We start from the raw sequence: 20,841 nt of genomic DNA, 5'->3' as shown, positions 1-20,841 counted from the left end.
CCGCCCCGATGAATCCAATTGTCTGCGGCAGCATCTGCAATCTGGCCGTTCGCGCGAAGCATCGTCCACACTAGAACCTATCCGAGAACCGCCTGGGCAAAGGGGACAGTCCCCGTTTTGCTCCGCGGACTGCGCAAAAGGGGGACTGTCCCCGGCGGTTTTCGGATAGGCTCTTAGACGAGAACAGGTTGGCCAAACTGAGATCGAATTTGGCCCGCAAGACGATTGGCGCACCGTCACAAAGACGGTAAGGAAAGATGGTGATCCGACTGATCAGCGTCCGCATCGCGTTTGCAAACTCAAAGCTATCTGCGGCCAGACCCTCAAACGATTCCCGAGCGAGACGTTTAATTTCCTCGATCGAAGGAATAACAAGAGTGGTGGAGGGTGTCGCTTCAGCCTCGCTCCTTTCGTGACGAAGCTGAGCGGCCAAGCGTTCGAGGCGTAGCAAGTTATCGCGAACGCTACGGCTAACGTCGCCGTCGCGGATGAATCCGAGGAGGTTGGCGATTTCCCGTTCGGTCTTTGCCAACTTGGCGTCAAGTTCACTGAGGAAATCGGCCCGTGCTGAATCCGATTTCTCCGTTTCTTCGTCAAGGCGAGAGAGAAACGCAGCATCGAAGCTCTGCAGCGCCTCGATTTCGGCGAATACTGCAGCCGAGATCTTTTCCGTCGCGAGGGGACCGTCGACGGTGATGCCGTTCCAACAAACGTGTTCACGGGCGCCTGTGCACATCAGATGGTTGGTCTGCCCATGCCCGCCAAATACAAATTGGCGTCCGCAAATACCGCAATTGATCGCTTGGCCTGGGAATCGCGTGCGTTTCTTCCGCACGTTCTTTCGGGGATCGATTCCGGTCAGCCGGCCCACCGTGTACTTTGCGTTTGTTTGAGTCAGTTTACTGATGAGACGATCGTAACGCCCCGGTTCGATAAAGGCCAAGTGTGGGCAATGGCGCTCCAGCAAGTCTGCGGGTGGGGCATTGACCGATTTGGGGTTTCCGGTCGCGTTTATCCGTTTTGACATCTTTCTGTTCCGGACCCGCACGCCCTTCAGGATCGGATTGAACGTGATTCTTCTGACCATTGGACCAGTCCAACGATTACTTCGGCAGCCTGACCCGACCGGCACGCCGGTCTCGTTGAGCCAATCCGCGACTTCAGCGTAGGAGGTATCCTTTTCGAGGCGGAAAAACCACTCCTGATAGATTGATTCGGCTGAAGGATCCCTGCTGACATCGGCTTCACTCTTGGCATGCGGAGGCTTGACATAGCCGAAGATTGGGATCTGGAACACACCGCCATTGACAAAGCGATTGCGCAGCGTGCGTTTGATCCTCTCGGAAGTGTCCTTATTGGATTGCTCGTGCTTGACGGCCGCAAAGAAGGCATGCAGCCGCCAGGGGACTGCACTGTCAATTCCATCGTTGATCGCGATCAGACGAGTGTCGTGGTCTTCGCACAGTTCGCAAAAGCCGATCGCTTGAGAGCGCCGAAGATGACGCCCAAGATCTTCCATGAGCACCAAATCGAAACGTCCGGATGCGACCAGATCTTCGGCATCGCGGACCTGCTGCCGGTCGATGCATTCGCCACTCCCTTGACCGGTGTTGCGGGTCCACTCGACTTCACCGTCGTATCGGTCCGCAGTCCACCGGTGCAACATCGCCTCTTGGTCCTTATTACTTTTGGGGTCCTGGTGCTTCGTACTGATCCGATCAACTGAAATTGCCCTCAGGAATGTTCCACTACGCGGAGAAAGCGGGGGAATCAGTGATATGCGTGGCATGGCGACACCTCCATGAATGGGGGCGTCGGCAACAGCTCAGACCGTTTGTCCCAGTGGGACAAACGACGTGACAATAGGTGAGAGGACGTTATCACGGCCGATCACAGATGAGCAGATGCAAGCGATTACCCACATTAGGGTTCCGCTCGCAAGCCGTTATGCCCTAACGAATTGCGAAAAGGCATTGGACGAATCCTGTCCTCTCCGCTGGAAAAACGTAACAAATCGCCGGGCGCGGACTTTGCTTTTTTCGGATGCGGGACATCATTCCGAGGATGGCCAACCAGCGGTCGTCAGCGATCGTCGCAGCACGGCGTATAATCCCGCGGCAATGAGCGCCTCGATCAACAGGAACCACCAAAACCAGCCTGCCGACCAGGACCAAGTTGCGATTCCAGAAAGTGCCATGGAAATGAACATCACGGGAATCATGATCAGGCCCCGTCCGAATGACTTCCCGTCCTCCGGCGGGCTCGACAGCGGCACTGCTCCGCCGCCGAGGCTCGGTATCAGTGAGTAAACCGGCAATGCGACTGCACCCGGAAGCATCAGCAGCAACAGTGCGGTTCCACCGCTTGCCAGCCAAGCGATCAGCATGAAAATCGCCGCCGCCGGCAACGTCAAAAAACAAAGCACGGCGTGCCTTGCTCCGTGGCACAGTGGCGCGGGACCGGGCAGCGGCGCCGCACGGAAAATGTCCGCTGCGTGCCATTGCTGGGAATACTGCACCAAGCTCAAGCCGAGCAACGGAATCAGGCCGAGATAACTGCCGACAAACGCAACACTGAAGCCGCCGTTGTTTGGACCGCTACCACCAGGTTGCCGCATCAAAAACACCATTGGGATGACCAACATGGGCGCGAGGCCTGGATAAACTCGCAGCTTGACCTCCCGGTCTCGCGCGAGATACGCGGCCGTCAGTAAAAAGGAGGCCCGCGCCACGGGATCGCGCAACCACCACCGCATCGGAGGCACGTCGGCGATCGCGGCCAACAAGCGGCGGCTGTCGCGGCGCCGCGCGCGACGGGAAATGGTTTCATTCAACATCTGCAAGCCGGTTTCGTAACCGCGCGCCAGTTTGCCAAAGGCGACCCACAGGACGACCCCAGCAGCGATCGGCGCCAAGGCGGCGAGCCACCACGAATTCGCCGCCATGCTGCCGGCCAACGCGTCATCAAAACTTGCGAACCAGGCGGGGGGCAGCAGGCCAATCCACCACGATTGCGTATCCAATGCCGCGATTCCGCTGGTACGAATCATAAACTGTGAGAAAAGCTGGCCGCTCAGGACCGCCGCCACGGAAATGACGACCTGCGCGGCAGTCATCAATCCTTCAAGCCGCTCGCGCCCGAACCAGCGCAAGCAAAGCTGATACGCCAAGACCACGCTGCCCGTGCAGAATAGCGCTTCCAACGCGGTGGAGACCGCGTGAACTGCTACAAACGTCCAGCCGCCATCCGGCGCGGAAACCCCGATGACAAAACCAGCTAGATTCAAAGCGCCCGCCAGCCACAACGAAACCTCGACGAGCACGCGAATCTTCGCCCATAGCAACGCCCGCGCCCCGATGGGGCGATGGAGAAGGATGTCGGCTTCCTCCTTGTTGAACAGGATCTCTCCTGCCGAAGACGCCACGAACATTCCGAGAAAAACGAACGTCATCGAGTGCAAAAAGACGGCCAACGCGAAAACCGGCTTGTCCCGCAGGCTTAACGCGAAGAGCCCCAATAGCACATACAGAACGAGGCTGCTCGCGAGTTTTCGGCCAACCGATTTAGGGGCACTTTGTTTGCTGAGCCCACGCGAGCTGCGTCCGCGGAGAAAGAGCGTGAGAAATAGTTTTCGCAGAGTCCGTTCCGTGGAAGGGACGCGCTCGCTGGACGACGGCGGCCTGGCTCCGGCTGGATTCATGGCAGGAAGGTTTTCGCGAAGTCTTCCGCGCGGCGTTCGAGTTCGGCGCCCCCGGTCAATCGGGTGAACAACCGTTCCAACGTGCCGGCGCTGTGGGCCGCGACCAATTCGTCGGGCTTGCCGTCCAATAGAAGCCTCCCCTTGTCGATGATAATGACGCGGTGGCATACGCGTTCGACAACATCGAGAATGTGCGAGCTGTAGACGATCGTCTTCCCCTCGCGTGCGAGCGTTTGAATGAGAGTCTTGAAGCCGACGGCCGCGTTGGCGTCCAGACCATCCAGGGGTTCGTCGAAAAAAACCACCGGCGGATTGTGCAAGAGCGCGGCGGTAATGACGACTTTGCGGCGCATGCCCTTCGAATAGGCGCCCAGCAGCTTTTCCGTCAGCGTGGCAAAACTCAAATCAAAGAACGCGATGAACTGCTCGATGCGGTCGCGCGCGGCATGTCGCGCGATGCCATACAATGCGGCCACCATCTCCAGGTATTCGAGTCCCGTCAGCGACTCAAAGACGGCCCCCGATTCCGGCACGAACCCGACGCGGCGCTTGACTTCGATCGGTTCGCGCTGCAAGTCGAATCCACAAATGGTGGCGCTGCCGCTGGTCGGTTCGATCATCCCGGTGAGCATTTTGAGCGTCGTGGATTTTCCGGCGCCATTCGGGCCCAGGAAACCCACGATCTGACCGGCGGGAATCTCAAACGAAATCGAATCGACCGCCGTCTGCGCTCCGAATCGCTTGGTGAGTTGATCCAGAATGACCATACGGTTTGCACATCGCCAATCAGGGATTGCCTGGGATCAGGAGAATTCCTGTCGTCACGATCAATGTCCCAGCCGGAAGGTGCACGGTCAACAGCATTGGGCCGTCAAGGCCAGCCCGAGATTCACCTCACATTATGCGACGTCGAACCCTCAAAGCGCCGTGCAAAACTCGTGGCCCTTGCTACAATGCCGGGCATGAAATACCGAATCCTCGGAACGACCGGCCTGCGCGTTTCGGTTGTCGGGTTGGGCACCTGGCAGCTTGGCGGTGAATGGGGGCACGATTTCTCCGTTGACGAGGTGACGCAGCTCCTGGCCAAGGCTCACGAGCTGGGAATCAATCTGCTCGATACGGCCGAGTGCTACGGAGACCATCTTTCCGAATCTTTGATCGGGCAAGCGTTGGCGCGGCTGGGGCAGCGGGATGACTGGGTGATCGCGACGAAGTTTGGGCACCGCTTTCATTCGTTCATGAGCCGGACTGACGAACGGGACATTGGGCATGTGCGGCAGCAGCTCGACGATTCGCTCAAGGCGCTGCGAACCGATCGCATCGACCTGTACCAATTCCACTCGGTGCGGGATAGCGAGTTTTTCAATTCCGAACTCTGGACTTTCCTCGGCGAAGCGAAGAAGGCGGGCAAGGTCCGGCATATCGGAAACTCGATCGCGGCGGCGCTGGACCCAACCCCACAGGCCAAGGCCTCGCGGGAGGCCGGCGTCGAAGCGCTGCAGGTCGTCTTTAACCGGCTCGACCGGCGGCCGGAGACCACGGCGCTGCCGATTGCGCGGGAGCAGAATCTCGGAGTTTTGGCGCGCGTGCCGCTGGCCAGCGGCTACCTATCCGGAAAATACAAGCCGGGGACGACGTTCGCGGGGCAGAATTTCCGGGCAACTCAAGACCCCGCCAAGGTGCAGCAAATGCTGACGGAAGTGCAGCAGATCGCGGCCAGCGAAGTGCCGCCTGGAATGGAAATGGCGCAGTGGGCACTGGCCTGGTGCCTGAAAAATCCGGCGGTGAGCACCGTGATACCCGGCTGCAAAAGCGTCGAGCAGGTCGAGTCCAACGCCCGAGCGGCGGAATTGGTGCCGTAAAGACTCGAACTTGTTGACCGGGCCGAAGAAGAGTTAAGCGGCGGGACGGCGCTTCTACTTCGCCGGCGCGTTTGAGGTCGCTTTCCAACCGCTGACTTTATTGACTTCGGCGGCATAATCCGCGGCCTTTTGCGGGTCGTCGGTGTTGAGCGTGCGGCCGTCCTGCTTGATCCATTGGCCGTTCACGTTTTGGTAAACCCAAACGGCATACTTCCCGACCAAGATGCGGCGAACCGCGTCGGCGTCGAGCTTGCCATAGCCCCAATCGATATTGGGGACGGGACCAGTGTATTCGTCCGTCGTCGCATTCGTTTTGAAGGCGTTCTTGATTTCACCGGGAGTGATCTTGGGATTCTTTTGCATCATCAGAGCGACGATGCCGGCGGTGTACGGAGCGGCCGCGCTCGTGCCATTGAACGCTCGGTAGCGGCCTGAAGTGTCGCGCGCCCAATCCACGCTCTTCAGAACGAGCGGGGCCGCCGCGGCGAAGTATTGTCCCGGCGCCACGATCTCTGGCTTGACCGCGTCGCCGATCCGCAGAAATCCGGGGGATGAATAGCCGGACAATCCGCCGATCGTCATCGGGCTCTTGGTCTTGTCTTCCGCGTCGGCCAAACTGATCACTTTGCCCGCTTGCTCAAATAAATTGTTCCAATTGTAGCTGCCAACGGTGATGACATTTCCGCCGCTGCCCGGGGTGACGACCAGTTTCTCGCACTTGCCGTCGCCGTCTGTGAATTCGCCATCGGCGTTGGCGAGATAGGCGTCGGCATGGTAGGTGCGCCCCGCCTTGGAGACGATCGACAAGCTTCCCTTGCCTTTGGGAACCGTCGCGGAGAGCACGACCTGCTGGGTCAAGGCGTACAACGACGTTCCCGACGCCGTTAGCGTCGTGCCTGCACCGGGAGTCATTTGCAGATCGTTCTTGTTATTAGTCTGCACGTAAATCCTGATGCGGCATGCGTCGGGAACGGTCCAATCGAGCTTCCCAGGCGAGGCGGACCCAGCGATGGTCAGTCCGGTATGGTAGTGTTTCGTACGATCGTTTCCGGCCGAAAAACAAATCGCTCGGCCTGGCCGGTCCAACGGAAAACGAGCGTCGAGCTGGCGCTCCTCGACCATGAAGCCGTCGTGGCCCCCAAAGCTTCCGCCAAAGCTGCAAGAAATCACTAGCGGTGATTGGGCCGCGACCTTTTCCAACCAGTCACAAATTGCTCCGATCAAATAGGGCGACGCCATCGTTCCATCCGCACCGCCGATGCGCACGGCGATGATGTCCGCGTCGGGCGCCACCCCGGCAAACTGCCCGTTCGACGCCCGGCCATTTCCCGCGGCAATGCCCGCGCACGCCGTTCCGTGGCCGTTCGTGTCGCAATCGGTGATTTGCGGCTGACTGCTCCGTAAGTCGGCGGTCAATTCGCCGCGGCTGTAGATCGTGCCGATCGAGGCGCCGTTGGGGTAGGTCACCGGTGCCGCTGAACCCAGCTTGTCGTCGGAGCGACGGTTGCGCAGCGTGTCCCAGAAGTACAGTAGGCGAGAAGTCGGCCGGCCCGCGGAGTCGTAGGAGATGAAGTCGGGGTGATGGAAATCGACGCCCGAATCGAGCACGGCGACGATCACTCCCTTTCCCGTCAGGCCGTTGAGGCCGCCGCGAATGATTTCTTCGGGAACGGCGCGTGTTGTCTCGGCGGCCGGCGCGAGCGGTGGCGGCGGCGGCGCCACGGTTCCAGACGCAATTTCAAACCACCGCATGCCATGCGCTGAGCTGAGTTTCTTAAAGGCATTGTCATCCGTGGGCGAGATGAGAATATCGGCAAACCGGTCGAAGCGGGTGAGCACGTGCACGCCGTCCACTTGAAGCGCTTTGCAAGAGGCGGCGGAGTCGAATTCCAAATTGTAGGGGGCATACGCTGGCTGTCCCGCCGCGGGCGCGACCGGCGCCGCGGCTCCCGTGGTGAGGGCGCCGGACTTTTCCGCCTTCAGCGACGCCCAATCATCCGGCGCAAATCGCTCCGCCGTTGCAGCCACGCTTGGCTCAGCGGGTCTGCCGGGCAGCTTCGAGGAACAGCCCGATTGCCCGACCATCGCGCCGATCAGGCCGAAAAACAAGAAAGTTCGAATCAGGGCTCGGCGTAGCACGGTTCTGACTCCTTAAATGCGCGGAAGGAAATCGTTGCCACAACGGACGTGGCCGGGACGCCGGCCGCACTCAAAGGGACACTCTAGATGATTACTTTGACGGGGCGTTCGAGGTAGCTTTCCAACCGTTGACCTTATTGACTGCCGCGGCATAGTTCGCGGCCTGATCGGGGTCGTCGGTGGCGAGCGTGCGATTGTTCTGCTTGACCCATTGTCCGTTCACATTTTGGTAAACCCAAACTGCATATTTCCCGACCAAGATGCGGCGGACCGCGTCGGCGTCGAGTTTGCCGTAGCCCCAGTCGATATTGGGGACGGGACCGGTGAAGTCGTCCGTTGTCGCGTTCGTCTTGAACGCGTTCTTGATTTCCCCAGGAGTGATCTTGGGATTCCTTTGCATCATCAGAGCGACGATGCCGGCGGTGTACGGAGCGGCCGCGCTCGTGCCGTTGAACAATTGATAATGGCCCGAGGTGTCGCGGGCCCAGTCCACGCTCTTTAGTACGAGCGGCGCCGCCGCTGCGAAGTACTGTCCCGGCGCGCCGATCTCGGGCTTCACGGCATCGCCGATCCGCAGGAATCCGGGGGATGAGTAGCCCGACAAGGCGCCGATTGTCATCGCGCTCTTTGTGTTGTCCTCCGAGTCCGGCAACGTGTAGACTTTTCCCGCGTGCTCGAACTTGTCGTTCCAATTGTAACTGCCTACCGTGATCACATTCGTACTGCTGCCCGGCGTGCCGAGCTGCTTTTCGGGGTTCGCGGGGACTTCGGCGAATCGGTCGTCGGGGTTCTCGAGATACGCATCGGCGCGATACTTCTGTCCGGACTTGGAAGCAACCGACAAGCTTCCCTTACCGGCCGGAACATCCAATTCGATCACCACCTGATGGGTCAGAGGATGCACGAACATTCCCGAGTCCGAGAGCTTCACGCCGTCGCCGGGAGTCACCTGCAGATCGTCGGTGCTATTGGTCTGGACGTAGATCTTCATCCCGCTTGCGGCCGGAGAAGTCCAATCGAGTTGGGCGGGAGAATCGGCTCCTCCAATGGTCAACGCGGCATGGTAGCGATTCGCCCGCTCGTTACCGGCGGCAACGCAAATCGCGCGGCCTTGGCGAGCAAGCGGAAACCGGGCGTCGAGTTGGCGTTCCTTGATCGCAAAACCGTCGTGGCCGCCATAAATGCCGCCGAAACTGCACGAGATTACCAGTGGAGATTGACCCGCGACCTTCTCCAACCAGTCGCAAATCGGGCCTAGCAAGTAGCCCGCGACCATTGTCCCAGCAGCATCGCCGACTCGCACGGCGACGATATCCGCATCGGGCGCCACGCCGGTGTATCGCCCCCCCGCCGCTCGCCCGTTCCCCGCGGCAATGCTCGCGCATGCCGTCCCGTGGCCGTTCGTGTCGCAATCGTTGATCTGCGGCTGATTGTTCCGCAGGTCGGCCGTCATCTCGTCGCGGTTATATATCGTGCCGATGGAAGTGCCATCGGGAAACGTCACCGGCGCCGCTGAGCCTAGCCCGTCGCCGGGGCGACGAACGCGCAGGGTGTCCCAGAAATACAGCAGGCGAGAGGTCGGGCGTCCAGCGGAATCGTAGGAGATGAAGTCGGGATGGTGGAAATCGACGCCCGTGTCGATGACGGCCACGATCACTCCCTTGCCGGTCAGGCCGTTGATGCCGCCGCGAATGATTTCTTCAGGGACACCTCGCGCCATTTCCGTTGCAGGCGTCAACGGCGGCGGCGGCGGCGTCACGGCGCCGCCCGCCGGTTCGCCCCACACGACCCCTGGCGCAGCGAAGAGATTGTCCACGGTCTTCTCGTCTTCTAGCGAGACGATGACATCAGCGAATCGGTCGTAGCGAGAAATTACATATACGCCGTCCACCTGTAGAGCGCGGCAAGAATCGGCGTCGGCGAATTCCAGGTTCAAGGCCGCGAACTTCGGTTGCACTGCAGCGGCGGCGCCAGGCGCCGCGGCACTCGGCGGCGCCGCACCCGGCTCGAGGATTCTGAACTTTCGATTCTTGATCGCCGCCCGATCGCTAGCCGCGAACCGCTGCCCCTTGGGGGCCACGGGAATCGTCAGCGGTTTGCCGGCCGGAAGCGATGGAGGAGCCGGTTGCGCGGCGATGGCCGCCGCGGCAAAAGAGGCAAACAAGGCGGCGCGAATTAGCGATTGGCAAGGCACCGTTCTGGCTCCTCGGAATGTTGAGAAAAATCGGGCATCAGGAACGAAGAGCCCGCCGCCGCAACACATGGCACTTGCCGCTCTCCGTCTAGCGAGAGGGAGAGGGGAGCGAATGCGCACCTTTCGAGACTACTCGGAAGGACTGAGTCGGTCAACGAGGTGGCGGCCGTTTCTCAGCCGGGGCGTGAAAGATGGATGAAACGCGAATGAATCCGGATCGAATACGTGTCACATCGAAGCAAAAATCCTTTAGAAGTCGTTGGGTGCATCGAACCGCACGGGGCGTTTCGGAAGGCGCACCCAGGCAACACCGGATACCGCGCCGTGTCGGCAATCCGAACTCTCCAAGAAACCGAGGTGACTCGATGAAAGCGTCATTTGTCGTCATGCTATCGGCCCTGTTGGTCCAAACCTGCATCGCGGCCGAGGTTGAGGATTGGTATTTCGTGGGCGAAGTCAAGTTGAGCAGCGAATCCGGCCAGTCGCTTGGCTCGCAGGCCATGCTGGTTCATAAGACCTACGACCCGGGCCGCAGTCTAATCGTGGAGCGCGCCGTGGTCGTGAAGCCTGACGGAACCGTGGACGACTATCCGATGAACCTGCCGGTAAAGGGAAATACGTTCACAGTCGAAGACCCGAAGAAATCCATCGAAGGATCGGGCACGCTCTTCGGCCCGGCCTGGCATTGGACGTATTTCAAGGGGACGTATAAGGCGACGAACGGTGCGCAGATTGACGACGAAAACTTCATGGCCGATCCCGACGTAGGCACCGCGAGAAAGAAGATCTCCACTCCCGACGGCAAGGTCGTGATGGTTATGGATATGACGCTGAAGTCCGTCACACGCGAGACCTTCGAGATTCTGACCTCGGCGCTGCTGAAGAAAGGCAAGTGACTCGCAACGCGGAGTTACGGCACCAACTGATAACTCACGAACGCGAGCCGACGGCTGTCTGGCGACCAGGACGGGACGTTGATTGTGCCTTGCCCGCCAAAGAGTTTGGCGAGAATGTTGATCTTCAGACGGCCCGCGGAGAGGGGGACAGTCCCCTTTTGCTCCCGACCATCTGGCGATGGTGCCCGGCCGTCTTCGAGCGACATGATGCGGAGCGCGACGTCCTTGTTCTCGGGGTGGCCCGCGACGTTCTTTTCGTACGAAAGGAAGACCATCGACCGACCGTCCGGCGAGATGTGCGGGAACCAGTTGTTCCAATCGTCGGCCGTCACTTGCTCCGGGGTAGTTCCGTCAGGCCGCATGCGCCAAATCTGCATCGTGCCCGTGCGATCGGAATTGAAGTAGATGTATTGTCCGTCGGGTGAATACTCCGGGCCGTCGTCCAGACCGGCGGTCGTGGTCAGGCACTTCTCATTGCCGCCGTCGGCAGGGATGGTGAAGATCCCGAATTTGCCCTCGCGCTGGCCGCAGTAGGCCAGGGTCTTCCCGTCGGGCGACCAGCCATGCCAATAAGAGGGAAACCGCTCGGTGATCCGCCGCGGCGCCCCGCCGCCGATCGGCACGACGTAAATCAGCGATTGATGCGGCGCCGCGGATTGATCGCTGATCGCCAGCCACTTGCCGTCGGGAGAGATACCATGTTCGTTGTTGCAACGGATGGCCGAGCCGGTATCGATCACTTCCGGCGTTCCCCCGGCGACGGGCATGCGATAGACGTGGCCCGCCCCGTTGAACAATAGGGACGTGCCATCGGGCGTCCAATTGGGAGCCTCGATGCGCCCCTTCGCGACGTGCGTCACGCGGCGGTCCGTCGAGGCGATCGTGATCGTCTCCAATGAACTGTAGAAAATCGGCCGTGGATTGGCGGCAGGAAGGTCGGTGAGCAACTGAACGTTCGAGAAGACGGCCATTTCCGAAACGTCTTTTTCGTGAGAGCAAACTCCGAGGCCGAGGTAGAAGGGGTCTTTGAGGGCAAGTCGGCCGGACCCGCCGGCCAACTGCAACGGTTCGCCGTGGGCGGCGAGGAACATAGTTACATATTCGCCGCGCTTTTCGATACGCAGCCGCTGGGGCGCGGAGACATTGGACTGGATTTCGTGAGTCGTTGCCCCTTTTTCTTCGCGGTATTGCAGCGATGTCAGCCCGCTACCATGGAGCGCCACGTCCGCGTAGGCCGAATCCGCATCGAGACTTTGGCGGATCAGCAGGCAGGCCTTACGGTGCGGATTCTTGCCAGAGCCGGCGAAGGAAGCATCGGCCTCTAGCGCCACGTCCCCGGAGACTTTCTTCCACGCGAACTGAAAGGCATCGGCCTTGAACCACATGTTCTCGCCGCTGCCAGTGATCGTGTACGTTTGCTTGGTGGCATCAAATTCCAGCTTGCCGGGATGCAGCACCGTGCCGATGTCCGCGTGGTCCTCAAACAAGCCGATCGAACCCGCCGCGCCCTCGGCGGCGAACGCTCTCAATCCTTCGCTGACCAGTAGACTGCCACATGCCATCGCCAGCAGGCAGTGGGTAATCGCGGATGCGACAATATGAGGACTTTTGAGTCGAATCATGACGAGCTTCGCCATAGTTCAGTATTCGCCGGGGCAAAAACGAGTGGCCATGGGCTTTCACGGATAAACACGGATCCGGAGGACATGGCCGAAAGAAACCGCGTTACGTCCAATTTTCATCGGTGGCTTAAGTATAATGCAACTCGAGTGTCATCACTCCAGGTTTCAGTGGCCGCTACGGTTTCTTTCGCCGATGGCCCCTCCTTAGCCGCCATCACACATCCCGATGCACGATATCCGGCGAGAACGCCGGCAGGCAGATCGCGATGTATTCAGCTCCTTCCGGGTCTGGCGTGCTGTATTGCACCCATTCGCCGCCATGGACGATGACGGCTTGGCCGGCATGCACTTGGATCAGGCCGCCGCGATGGGCGACTTGCAGCAAGCCTTTGAGCACGATGGTGTACTCGTCGAAGTCCAGCGCTTGCCCCGGTTCGATCCAACCGCCGGGACTTCGCATCTGCGCGATGCTAATGTCTGCCTGCCGCGTGTTCAGCCGCCCGACAAATTCGTCGATCAGTTTCGGCTTGTTGCCTGCCGCCTCCACGCGAGTCGGACGCTCAATCAACCGCGGCATAAATCGCTCTCCTCGAAGTAGAAAACACGGGCCTTTGTCATATACAAAAACGTCGCAGATGCCGCTCCTGCGCGGCGTCCACCGCTTACTGCCTCCCGTCTCGCGCCTCCAGCTTACTGTCCATCGTCTTCGGTGGCTGCAGCGTCCCTGAGTAAAAGGCCCGCGGACCGTCGGGCGCGTCAAGCAGCAGGCCGCCGTCGCTGGCGATTCCGAGGCAGGGGCCGGTGATGGCATTGGCGCCGAGATAAAGCGTTAGAGCCTCGCCGTGCTGCAAACATAGGTCGTTGTATCGAACGCCAAGTGAATCGCCGTCGGCGCCGAGCAGGCGAAGGCAAACATCCAGATGATTCAAAATATCGAGAATCACTTCCGTGTGATCTTGTCTTTTACTTGTAAGGTCGAGCAATGTCGTCAGGCGTGATTGCAGTTCGGCGGGAGCGTCGGCGGCGTGGCTATTCGTGTTGAGCCCAACGCCCAGGATATGCCGGCCATCCGGGAGGATTTCCACGAGCACGCCGGCCAGCTTGCGGCCGTCGGCGACAACGTCGTTTGGCCAATGCAGCCCGATTCGATGCCCGGCGATGCGCGGGGCGACGGCGTCGACAATCGCCACGCTCACCGCCAGCGACAGGCTCGGCACCGCTCGCCGCGGGCAGCCAAACTGGGCAGGATCGAACAGCAGGCTGAGAGCCAGATTTCCCGCGCCCGTCCACCAGGCATTGTCTCCCCGCCCCCGGCCGGCCGACTGCTCATCGGCGATGACCAAAAGTGGCAGAGTCTCGAACGGATTGGAGGCCGCCTCGCGGGCCCGGTCCTGGGTCGATGGCAGGACGGCATAATGCTCGACCCGGCCAACGAAACTGCCGGCCAGCAAGCGGGAAATGTCGAGTTGCGATTTCATACTGACGGTTGCGCAATGCCGCTGAACGGCCCCGACGGCCTTGCACGCTGGCGTGCGTAGCTATTGACGTAAGCCGTAAGCTAATTTAAGTTTTGAGGTTTGGCTAGCGTGGAACGGGTCGTCGCCGGCGCAGCTTCATTTGCCAGCGTAGCTTCAATTGGCAGAGCACCGCATTCGTAATGCGGGGGTTGTGGGTTCGACTCCCACCGCTGGCTCTGGCGCTGAGTGCGAAAATCGGAGAAATTGTCGATGCCTCAAGCAATCGCGTTAAACGTCAAGCAGATTGTCCTGACCAATGGAACGTTCGGTCCGCCGGAGATTCAACAAATTGTTGATGCCCTGGCCGAGGATGTGGGCAATCATCGCGCCTTGCGTGAGGCGGTCAACGAGTTGGAGACGAGCGAGGAGCGCAGCCCCGCCGCGGCGGTGCGGCTGGGAGTCTGCCAATATTTGCTGGGCCGCTACCATCACGCCATCGATACTCTGAAAACCGGCGATGGCGGAGCGCTTGCGCACTTCTATCTCGGCAAGGCCCAAGCCGCGCTCGAGCACTACGACGCCGCGATCGAGAGTTTCAACGCCGCCTCGAAGGCCGGTTACAACGCCGACCAGTGCGCTCTGGCTCGGGTCGACGTGCTGCGCACCGCGGGCAAGTCGCAAGCCGCCCTCGAATTGCTCGACCGGCTTTCCGGCGCGGTCGAGCAAACGGCCGAGTATCTCTATCAGCGGGGAGCCACGGTCGCCGCTCTGCACGGCAACCCGAGCGAGGTCGTCAAGCTCTACGAACGGGCCGTCGAGGCCGATGGCCGCCATGCCGGAGCGCTTTTCGGCTTGGCGATCGAAAATGATCGGTATGGCAACGACGACTCCGCGCTGGATTTGTATGAGCGCTCGGTGGCGCGCTTTCCCGCCCATCTCGGAGCGTTGTTGAATCTTGGAATCCTCTATGAAGACCGCCAGCAATACGAACGCGCTCAGCAGTGTTATCAGCGCATCCTCGATTCGTTCCCAAACCACTATCGGGCGCGATTGTTCATCAAGGATGTGCTGGCCTCTCGCAACATGTTCTACGACGAAGACGCTCAGCGCCGCCGCGATCGGCTGAGCCAGGTGTTGGGCATCCCGGTGACGGATTTCGAATTGTCCGTGCGGAGCCGGAATTGCTTGCAAAAGATGGGGATCATGACGCTCGGAGATTTGGCGCGGTGCAGCGAAGCGGAATTGCTCGCCAGCAAGAATTTCGGGGAGACGTCGCTGGTCGAGATTCGCGAAATGATGGCCTCGAAGGGGCTTGCGCTTGGACAGCTCGCCTCCGAGCAGCGCGAGCCGGAGCCGATTTTCGAGCCGGAGTCGATGACCCCTGACGAGCAGGCCCTCTTGGAGAGGCCGATCGCCGATTTGAACCTGTCGGTTCGCGCCCGCAAGTGCATGATCCGGCTGGGCATCAATACGATCAGCGAGTTAGTCCGCCGGACCGGCGACGATTTGCTTGAGTGCAAGAACTTCGGCGTGACCAGCTTGAACGAAGTCCGCGAGAAATTGACCGGACGGGGATTGAAGCTGCGCGGAGACTAATCGGCGAGCGGCGCCTTCACCGTCGTCTAGCTCGGTATCGCTGGCGGCGGCGCGTTACGATACGCGGACGATCCCTCACGTGCCAGACCTGACCCGTATCGCCGAACCGCATCGCGAACCGATACGAAAGTTTGGCGCGCAGCTTCAAGGGTTGGCTGCGGAAAATGGGTTGGGCTGGACGCTGTACGGGGCGATCGTCGAGGGGACTCTCGAGCGCAAACCACCCTCGATCCAAAGCGTTCTCATGTTGCAGGGGATCGACCTGGACCTGCTCCGCCGTCTGGGCGCGGTTGGTCGGCAATACGGGCGCTTCGGATTGGCCCCGCCTCTCGTCATGACGCCGGCTTTTCTAAATTCCATTCGCGACACATTTCCGCTGGAGTTGATCGAAATTCAGCAGGCTTATTCAATCGTCTTCGGACCCGACTATTCTCACGATCTGGAATTCGACGATCGCGACGTTCGCCTGCAATGCGAACGAGAGCTGGATGTCGTGTCGATTGGTCTGCGACAGGGGCTGCTGGCCGCATCGGGAATCGAAGATCACCTGGCGCTGCTCCAGCGAGACTGGCTCCGCGGATTGTTGCGGATTTTGCGAGGAATGCTCTGGCTGAAAGGGCAAAAGGCGCGCCTGCCGGCGGATCGCGTCGTCTCCGAGATTGAGCGGACAGTCGAGCTGCTCCTTCCTGGGATTCGCCGCGCACTGGCGACTTCCAGTTCGCCCAGTTGGGAGGCATTTCATCAACTGCATGCGGACGTCACAGCCCTGGGGACCGCGGTCGATGGCTGGTAACATACGAGCGCGCCGCTGGCCGTGGATCGTGTCGGCGAGCGTTGCGCTGCTGCTCGCCGCTGCGCCGGTGGTTCATGCGGCAGGTCCGCTGACGATCCAGGATCCCGGCACGTATGTGGTCGACACGGCCCATGTGCTCCAAGACGACGCGCGGCAATCGCTCGAAAGCCTGCTTGGCGAACTGGACCGAGCGACGACCGCCCAGGTCAAGGTCCTCACCCTGCCGAGCCTGGAAGGGGAGGACATCTTTTCCTTTGCCCAGCGGCATTACACGCTCTGGAAACTGGGCCGCAGGGACAAGAACAACGGCGCGTTGATCGTCCTTTCGGTGGCCGATCGCAAGGTTCGGATTCACACGGGCTATGGATTGGAAGGAGCGATGCCCGATTCGTGGATCGGTTCGCTCTCGCGCGAGGTTGCCGAGGAGTATTTCCGACAGGACAAATACTCCGACGGCCTCTACCATCTGAGCGTCGCCGTGGTCAACCAGATTGCCGACGACGCCGGAGTCAAGATCGCCGGAGCGCCGAACGTGCGGCACGTCGCACCTCGGGACCAAAGCGGCTCCGCGATCGCGGTGCTGCTGGCCGTCATAATGATAATCATTGTCTTCTCGGTGCTGCATAATCGGCTCGGCTGGAACCTGTGGGGTCCCCTCATCTGGTCTGGCAATTCCGGAGGGTTCGGTGGTTTTGGAGGCGGATTTGGCGGGTCGAGCGGCGGATTTGGAGGGGGCTCTTTTGGCGGCGGCGGTTCGTCGGGGGGCGGCGGCGGAGGTGCCAGTTGGTGACTTCGTCTAATGACACGGTCTGGACCGACGCGGCCCGCGCTGCCACATTATCACCACCTGTCATCCCCAATCTTATAAGGTGACTCACATGAAGCCATTCTTGATTTTCGGACTCGTCGTTCTGGTGCTGGTGCTGCTCGGCGGCGGATGTCTGTATACGGGGTACAATCGCGCGATCGGCATGGACGAGGAAGTCAAGAACCGCTGGTCGCAGGTCGAGAACCAGCTTCAGCGGCGATACGACTTGATCCCCAATCTGGTCGAGACCGTCAAAGGCACCGCGGGTCAAGAGAAGACCGTCTTCCTGGGAATCGCCGAGGCTCGAAAGGCCTACTTTCAAGCGGACAACGTGCCCGATAAGGCCCGCGCGGCCACGCAAGTGGAAAGCGCGCTCTCGCGGCTGCTGCTGTTGCAGGAAAGTTATCCTCAGTTGAAATCGAACGAGGCGTTTCTGAAGCTGCAGGACCAGCTCGAGGGGACCGAGAACCGGCTCACGGTCGAGCGGCAGCGCTATAACGACGCCGTCCGCGACTTGAATACCATGGTTCGGCAGTTCCCCGGCTCTGTTTACGCCCGAATGGCCGGTGTGAAGGAGGCGGAATACTTCCAAGTTGACAAAGCGGCCCGTGAAGCGCCCAAGGTTGATTTTTCGGAGAAAAAGGGAGACGGCAAATGAGCGGGTGAACGTGTTAGAGTTCCAGACGACTTAGCGCCGGAATCGATCGGCGGCTTTTTCCTCGGTCTTTGGCTATAATATGGAGATAGTGTGGGTGGTTCCGGTTGAACCGCCGCGCTTTGGATCGGTTTGATAGGGGAGCTAGTCGTGAGCGGAAGTCAACTTCGCCGGCGGTGGCCGACGGGACCGGTCATTGCACTTTCACTGGCGCCATTTCTCGGCTGGCCACAAACCGCTCGGGCGGTCACTCCGGACGCACTCGAGGTCAAAGGACTGTTGGAAAACGCGTTCAAGTTCCTGGAAACCGCGAACGACAATCGTCTCGGGGCAAAATGCCTGGTCGGATTCTGCTTCATCAAGCGCGGCGAGAATGAATCGCATCCGCAGGTGAAAGCTGCCGTCGACGCCTGCAAGGCCGCGAAGGCAAGCAACCCGGACGGCAAGCAGGTCGGCAACGACTACGTTTACAGCGCGTCGCTGGCGGTCGTTTTTCTTTGCGAGTTGAACGCCAGCAAATACCAGGCGGAAATCAGCTACTTTTTGAAATCGCTTCAAGAGATGCAGCGGTCATACGGCGGCTGGGGTTATCCGCTGGATCACCCGCAGTTCAGCAAGACGGCCGACACGTCGATGACCCAATATGGAGTGCTGGCCTGTTGGGAGGCGAGGCGGCATGGCTTTGCCGTCCCGATCGAATCGATTGAGAGGGTCTGCGGCTGGCTGATGCGAACTCAAGATCCCACCGGCGGCTGGGCGTATCAAGGAAAGGACCCAGGAGCGCAGGCCTCCAGCGGCATTACGCTTGTCAAGCAGGGAAGCGAAGTCCGCCAGGGACTTTCCGCCGCTGCGCTTGGATCGATATTCATTTGCGGCGATTTGCTGGGTCTGTCGACCATGCCCAAGCTCGACGAGGAGGACGTCAATCTGCCACCGGCGCTGCGAGCGGTTCAATCCGGCGCGAAAAATGAGAAACCGCTGACGACGCAGATCACGGTCCGGGCCCTGCGAGCCACGCAGGAACGCGGCCTGGGGTGGTGGGGCGTGGCAGGCCATTACAAGATCGACGTTCCCAATCACCCCTTCTACTATCTTTATGCTCTGGAGCGATTTCGCAGCTTTCAAGAGCTGGCCATGGGACAGCATCCGCGTGAACCGGCCTGGTATACCGACGGCTTCCAGTATCTGAAGAAGAAACAGAAAGACGACGGGAGCTGGAGCAGCCAGGGCGACCTGACCGTGCCCGATACGGCCTTTGGCATCCTGTTCCTAATGCGATCGACGAAAAGGAGCATTGAGAAAACGAAAGGGTACGATTCGGGCGCGCTGACCGGCGGGCGGGGCTTGCCGCGCAAGCTGATCGACGTTCACGTGCGCGACGGACGGATCGTGAGCCAGCCGGTGGCCGGAGCGCTGCCCGCGCTGCTCGAGGTCCTCTCGCATCCCGGCGATCCTGATTTCCACGATTTGGCCGACGATCCGCGGAATATCATTTCTCAGCTTGCCGAGGAGCAGGGGCCGGCCCGCGACGAGCATCTTGCCTTGCTCCGGCAACTGGCCACTCTCGGTCCGGCCGAATCGCGGCTGGCGGCAGTTCGTGTGCTCGGCAAATTGCGCGACATGGGAAGTGCGCCGACTTTGATCGCCGCCCTTTCCGATAGCGAATGGCAAATCGTGTACGCGGCCGATCAGGGACTACGGTTTACGAGCCGCCGCATCGGGCTGAAGACGGTCGCCGAGCTGCCAGACGAAACAGCCCGTGCGGCGACTATCGCCGAGTGGAAAAAGTGGTATGCCGCGGTCAATCCCGGCCCAGGTTCGGCCCCATGACTGTTCGCGGGGAGTTTCAATCGATCGTTCCACGTGAGCAAATCCAAGCCAAAATCCGAATCATCGCCCGCGCTGCACGTTGAGATGCCAACGTCAAGTCCGCTGGCGCTGACGACTCCCACGACTGGGCCAAGATTCAATCTCAGTGCTCTCCCCTGGATCATCGGCGCTTCAGTCGCGGTATTGTTGGCCGCCGGCTTCATCGGTTGGCTCTGGCAGATGAAAGGTCGCTCGGCCCTGGCAGCGAGCACCGGCTCGGTGACCGCCGACCCCGATCCGCCCGTTGTCGCGCCTCCCGCAAAGGAATTGGTCAAACCCACGGCCGACGAATCCGCGGGACGCGTTTCGTTGGACAATACCCTGGAGACTTTGCTGAAGACCGCGACGATCACGCCGAACTTCGAGAGCCCCACCGTCGGCAATAGCCGCGTCCAGCGTTGGGAAATCCGATTTCCCGCCGGCAATACGACCGAGAGCTACGCCCGGCAATTGGACGGCCTCGGCATCGAATTAGGGGTCATTGGCGGCAGCGCCAAGATCGAATACGCCTCGGGTTTTACTAAGGACAAACTCCAGCGGCGCGAGGGATCGCCCTCCGACGAGCAGCGCTTTTACATGACTTGGCGCAGCGGCGCGCTGCGCGATCTCGACAACGCCCTGCTCGCCCGAGCGCGAATTCCGACGACCGGCCGGATCGTGGCCCAATTCTATCCGCCGCAGTTAGAAAAGCGGCTCGCGGACTTGGAAAAGCAATTTGCCGACAAGCACGATATAGCCGAAGTGCGTCACACGATATTCTCTCTTTCGCTGACCGACGATGGTTACGAGTTTCGCGTCGTCGAGCAGGAGTACGTGTCCGGCGAATTGAAGAGCGCTGCTAATTCTCAATGACCACCGAAGAATTCATCGACACGTTGCAGCAGCGAGCCCTCTTGCCGGCCGAGGCGATTGACAGCTTACGGCAGTTTGTTCGGAAATCGCTCAAGATCGTAACTCCGGAATCGCTGGCGAAGATGCTGGTCGAAAAGGGGCGGATTACGGCCCTCGAGGCCGAGCAGTTGCTCGAGCAGCCGCCCGGGTCTGGCCCGCCCCGAGCGGACGATTTCTCGCTCGCTCCAATCGACGATCCGCGGCATAAACAGTTGAGTTCGGACCGCAACCGACGCGCAGCGGCGGGGTCTTCGGCAATCAAACCGGCCGGCAATGCACCCACGGCGCCCCAGCCGGCACCGCCCGACGCGATCAAACCGGCCGGGGCGGCGCGAATTCGTCCGGCAAAAGACGCAACG

The 20,841-nt window shown here is 60.5% G+C and carries 17 protein-coding genes and 1 tRNA gene; 10 read left to right on the top strand and 8 right to left on the bottom strand.

The window, feature by feature from the left end:
- Positions 1-70 precede the first annotated feature (70 nt).
- From VGY55_03795 to VGY55_03785, 3 genes are all read right to left on the bottom strand, one after another.
- A complete protein-coding gene (locus tag VGY55_03795) occupies positions 71-1,789 on the bottom strand; it encodes a recombinase family protein (protein ID HEV2969087.1) in 1,719 nt (572 codons plus the stop codon).
- 264 nt (positions 1,790-2,053) lie between these two features.
- Positions 2,054-3,700 (bottom strand): hypothetical protein, encoded by a 1,647-nt coding sequence (locus VGY55_03790; protein HEV2969086.1) that lies wholly within the window; start codon positions 3,698-3,700, stop codon positions 2,054-2,056.
- Complete coding sequence (locus VGY55_03785) at positions 3,697-4,467, bottom strand: ABC transporter ATP-binding protein (protein ID HEV2969085.1); 771 nt, start codon at positions 4,465-4,467, stop codon at positions 3,697-3,699. Before VGY55_03785 ends, VGY55_03790 begins: the two co-directional genes overlap by 4 nt.
- Before the next feature lie 195 nt (positions 4,468-4,662).
- Here VGY55_03785 and VGY55_03780 point away from each other — a divergent pair, with 195 nt between their 5' ends.
- Positions 4,663-5,562 (top strand): aldo/keto reductase, encoded by a 900-nt coding sequence (locus tag VGY55_03780; GenBank protein HEV2969084.1) that lies wholly within the window; start codon positions 4,663-4,665, stop codon positions 5,560-5,562.
- 54 nt (positions 5,563-5,616) lie between these two features.
- On the opposite strand, the gene VGY55_03775 is transcribed toward VGY55_03780, so the two are convergent.
- Both VGY55_03775 and VGY55_03770 read right to left on the bottom strand, forming a co-directional pair.
- Positions 5,617-7,701 carry a S8 family serine peptidase gene (locus tag VGY55_03775; GenBank protein ID HEV2969083.1) on the bottom strand — a complete coding sequence of 695 codons (2,085 nt, stop codon included), beginning with the start codon at positions 7,699-7,701 and terminating at the stop codon, positions 5,617-5,619.
- A 91-nt stretch (positions 7,702-7,792) separates the two neighbouring features.
- The gene (locus VGY55_03770; GenBank protein HEV2969082.1) at positions 7,793-9,895 is read right to left on the bottom strand and encodes a S8 family serine peptidase; all 2,103 of its coding nucleotides are present in this window, start codon (positions 9,893-9,895) and stop codon (positions 7,793-7,795) included.
- Positions 9,896-10,260: 365 nt separating this feature from the next.
- On the opposite strand from VGY55_03770, the gene VGY55_03765 reads away from it, so the two are divergent.
- The gene (locus tag VGY55_03765) at positions 10,261-10,791 is read left to right on the top strand and encodes a hypothetical protein (GenBank protein HEV2969081.1); all 531 of its coding nucleotides are present in this window, start codon (positions 10,261-10,263) and stop codon (positions 10,789-10,791) included.
- A 14-nt stretch (positions 10,792-10,805) separates the two neighbouring features.
- On the opposite strand, the gene VGY55_03760 is transcribed toward VGY55_03765, so the two are convergent.
- The 3 genes from VGY55_03760 to VGY55_03750 all read right to left on the bottom strand — a co-directional run bounded on the left by VGY55_03760 (position 10,806) and on the right by VGY55_03750 (position 13,891).
- Positions 10,806-12,413: a hypothetical protein gene (locus VGY55_03760; GenBank protein ID HEV2969080.1), complete on the bottom strand. Its 1,608-nt coding sequence runs from the start codon at positions 12,411-12,413 to the stop codon at positions 10,806-10,808.
- Between the two features lie 214 nt (positions 12,414-12,627).
- Positions 12,628-12,990: a hypothetical protein gene (locus VGY55_03755; protein HEV2969079.1), complete on the bottom strand. Its 363-nt coding sequence runs from the start codon at positions 12,988-12,990 to the stop codon at positions 12,628-12,630.
- An 85-nt stretch (positions 12,991-13,075) separates the two neighbouring features.
- Positions 13,076-13,891: a biotin--[acetyl-CoA-carboxylase] ligase gene (locus VGY55_03750; GenBank protein ID HEV2969078.1), complete on the bottom strand. Its 816-nt coding sequence runs from the start codon at positions 13,889-13,891 to the stop codon at positions 13,076-13,078.
- A gap of 141 nt (positions 13,892-14,032) precedes the next feature.
- Here VGY55_03750 and VGY55_03745 point away from each other — a divergent pair.
- The 8 genes from VGY55_03745 to VGY55_03710 all read left to right on the top strand — a co-directional run.
- A tRNA-Thr gene (locus VGY55_03745) sits at positions 14,033-14,106 on the top strand.
- Between the two features lie 34 nt (positions 14,107-14,140).
- Positions 14,141-15,466 carry a DNA-directed RNA polymerase subunit alpha C-terminal domain-containing protein gene (locus tag VGY55_03740; protein HEV2969077.1) on the top strand — a complete coding sequence of 442 codons (1,326 nt, stop codon included), beginning with the start codon at positions 14,141-14,143 and terminating at the stop codon, positions 15,464-15,466.
- Positions 15,467-15,545: 79 nt separating this feature from the next.
- Positions 15,546-16,259 (top strand): hypothetical protein, encoded by a 714-nt coding sequence (locus VGY55_03735; protein HEV2969076.1) that lies wholly within the window; start codon positions 15,546-15,548, stop codon positions 16,257-16,259.
- The gene (locus VGY55_03730) at positions 16,249-17,049 is read left to right on the top strand and encodes a TPM domain-containing protein (GenBank protein ID HEV2969075.1); all 801 of its coding nucleotides are present in this window, start codon (positions 16,249-16,251) and stop codon (positions 17,047-17,049) included. The genes VGY55_03735 and VGY55_03730 overlap by 11 nt, the downstream gene beginning before the upstream one ends.
- Positions 17,050-17,137: 88 nt before the next feature.
- Positions 17,138-17,725, top strand: coding sequence for a LemA family protein (locus VGY55_03725; GenBank protein HEV2969074.1), 588 nt, complete (start codon positions 17,138-17,140; stop codon positions 17,723-17,725).
- A gap of 147 nt (positions 17,726-17,872) precedes the next feature.
- Entirely contained in the window at positions 17,873-19,552 is a 1,680-nt protein-coding gene (locus VGY55_03720; protein HEV2969073.1) for a hypothetical protein, read from the top strand.
- A gap of 84 nt (positions 19,553-19,636) precedes the next feature.
- Positions 19,637-20,443, top strand: a complete 807-nt coding sequence (locus tag VGY55_03715) for a hypothetical protein (protein ID HEV2969072.1) — start codon at positions 19,637-19,639, stop codon at positions 20,441-20,443.
- On the top strand, positions 20,440-20,841 hold a 402-nt coding region (locus VGY55_03710; GenBank protein ID HEV2969071.1), incomplete at its 3' end, for a hypothetical protein. The genes VGY55_03715 and VGY55_03710, both read left to right, overlap by 4 nt.

The organism is Pirellulales bacterium (genome assembly GCA_035939775.1).
In the GTDB taxonomy this organism is placed as follows: Bacteria; Planctomycetota; Planctomycetia; order Pirellulales; family DATAWG01; genus DASZFO01.
The sequence above is the reverse complement of the archived record's forward strand: the minus strand, read 5'-3'. Positions and strand labels throughout refer to the sequence as shown.

Bases quoted from the DNA above. Each gene is read 5' to 3' on its own strand.
- VGY55_03795 (HEV2969087.1), bottom strand. From the start codon at position 1,789: ATGCCACGCATATCACTGATTCCCCCGCTTTCTCCGCGTAGTGGAACA.
- VGY55_03790 (HEV2969086.1), bottom strand. From the start codon at position 3,700: ATGAATCCAGCCGGAGCCAGGCCGCCGTCGTCCAGCGAGCGCGTCCCT.
- VGY55_03785 (HEV2969085.1), bottom strand. From the start codon at position 4,467: ATGGTCATTCTGGATCAACTCACCAAGCGATTCGGAGCGCAGACGGCG.
- VGY55_03780 (HEV2969084.1), top strand. From the start codon at position 4,663: ATGAAATACCGAATCCTCGGAACGACCGGCCTGCGCGTTTCGGTTGTC.
- VGY55_03765 (HEV2969081.1), top strand. From the start codon at position 10,261: ATGAAAGCGTCATTTGTCGTCATGCTATCGGCCCTGTTGGTCCAAACC.
- VGY55_03760 (HEV2969080.1), bottom strand. From the start codon at position 12,413: ATGATTCGACTCAAAAGTCCTCATATTGTCGCATCCGCGATTACCCAC.
- VGY55_03755 (HEV2969079.1), bottom strand. From the start codon at position 12,990: ATGCCGCGGTTGATTGAGCGTCCGACTCGCGTGGAGGCGGCAGGCAAC.
- VGY55_03750 (HEV2969078.1), bottom strand. From the start codon at position 13,891: ATGAAATCGCAACTCGACATTTCCCGCTTGCTGGCCGGCAGTTTCGTT.
- VGY55_03740 (HEV2969077.1), top strand. From the start codon at position 14,141: ATGCCTCAAGCAATCGCGTTAAACGTCAAGCAGATTGTCCTGACCAAT.
- VGY55_03730 (HEV2969075.1), top strand. From the start codon at position 16,249: ATGGCTGGTAACATACGAGCGCGCCGCTGGCCGTGGATCGTGTCGGCG.
- VGY55_03725 (HEV2969074.1), top strand. From the start codon at position 17,138: ATGAAGCCATTCTTGATTTTCGGACTCGTCGTTCTGGTGCTGGTGCTG.
- VGY55_03715 (HEV2969072.1), top strand. From the start codon at position 19,637: ATGCCAACGTCAAGTCCGCTGGCGCTGACGACTCCCACGACTGGGCCA.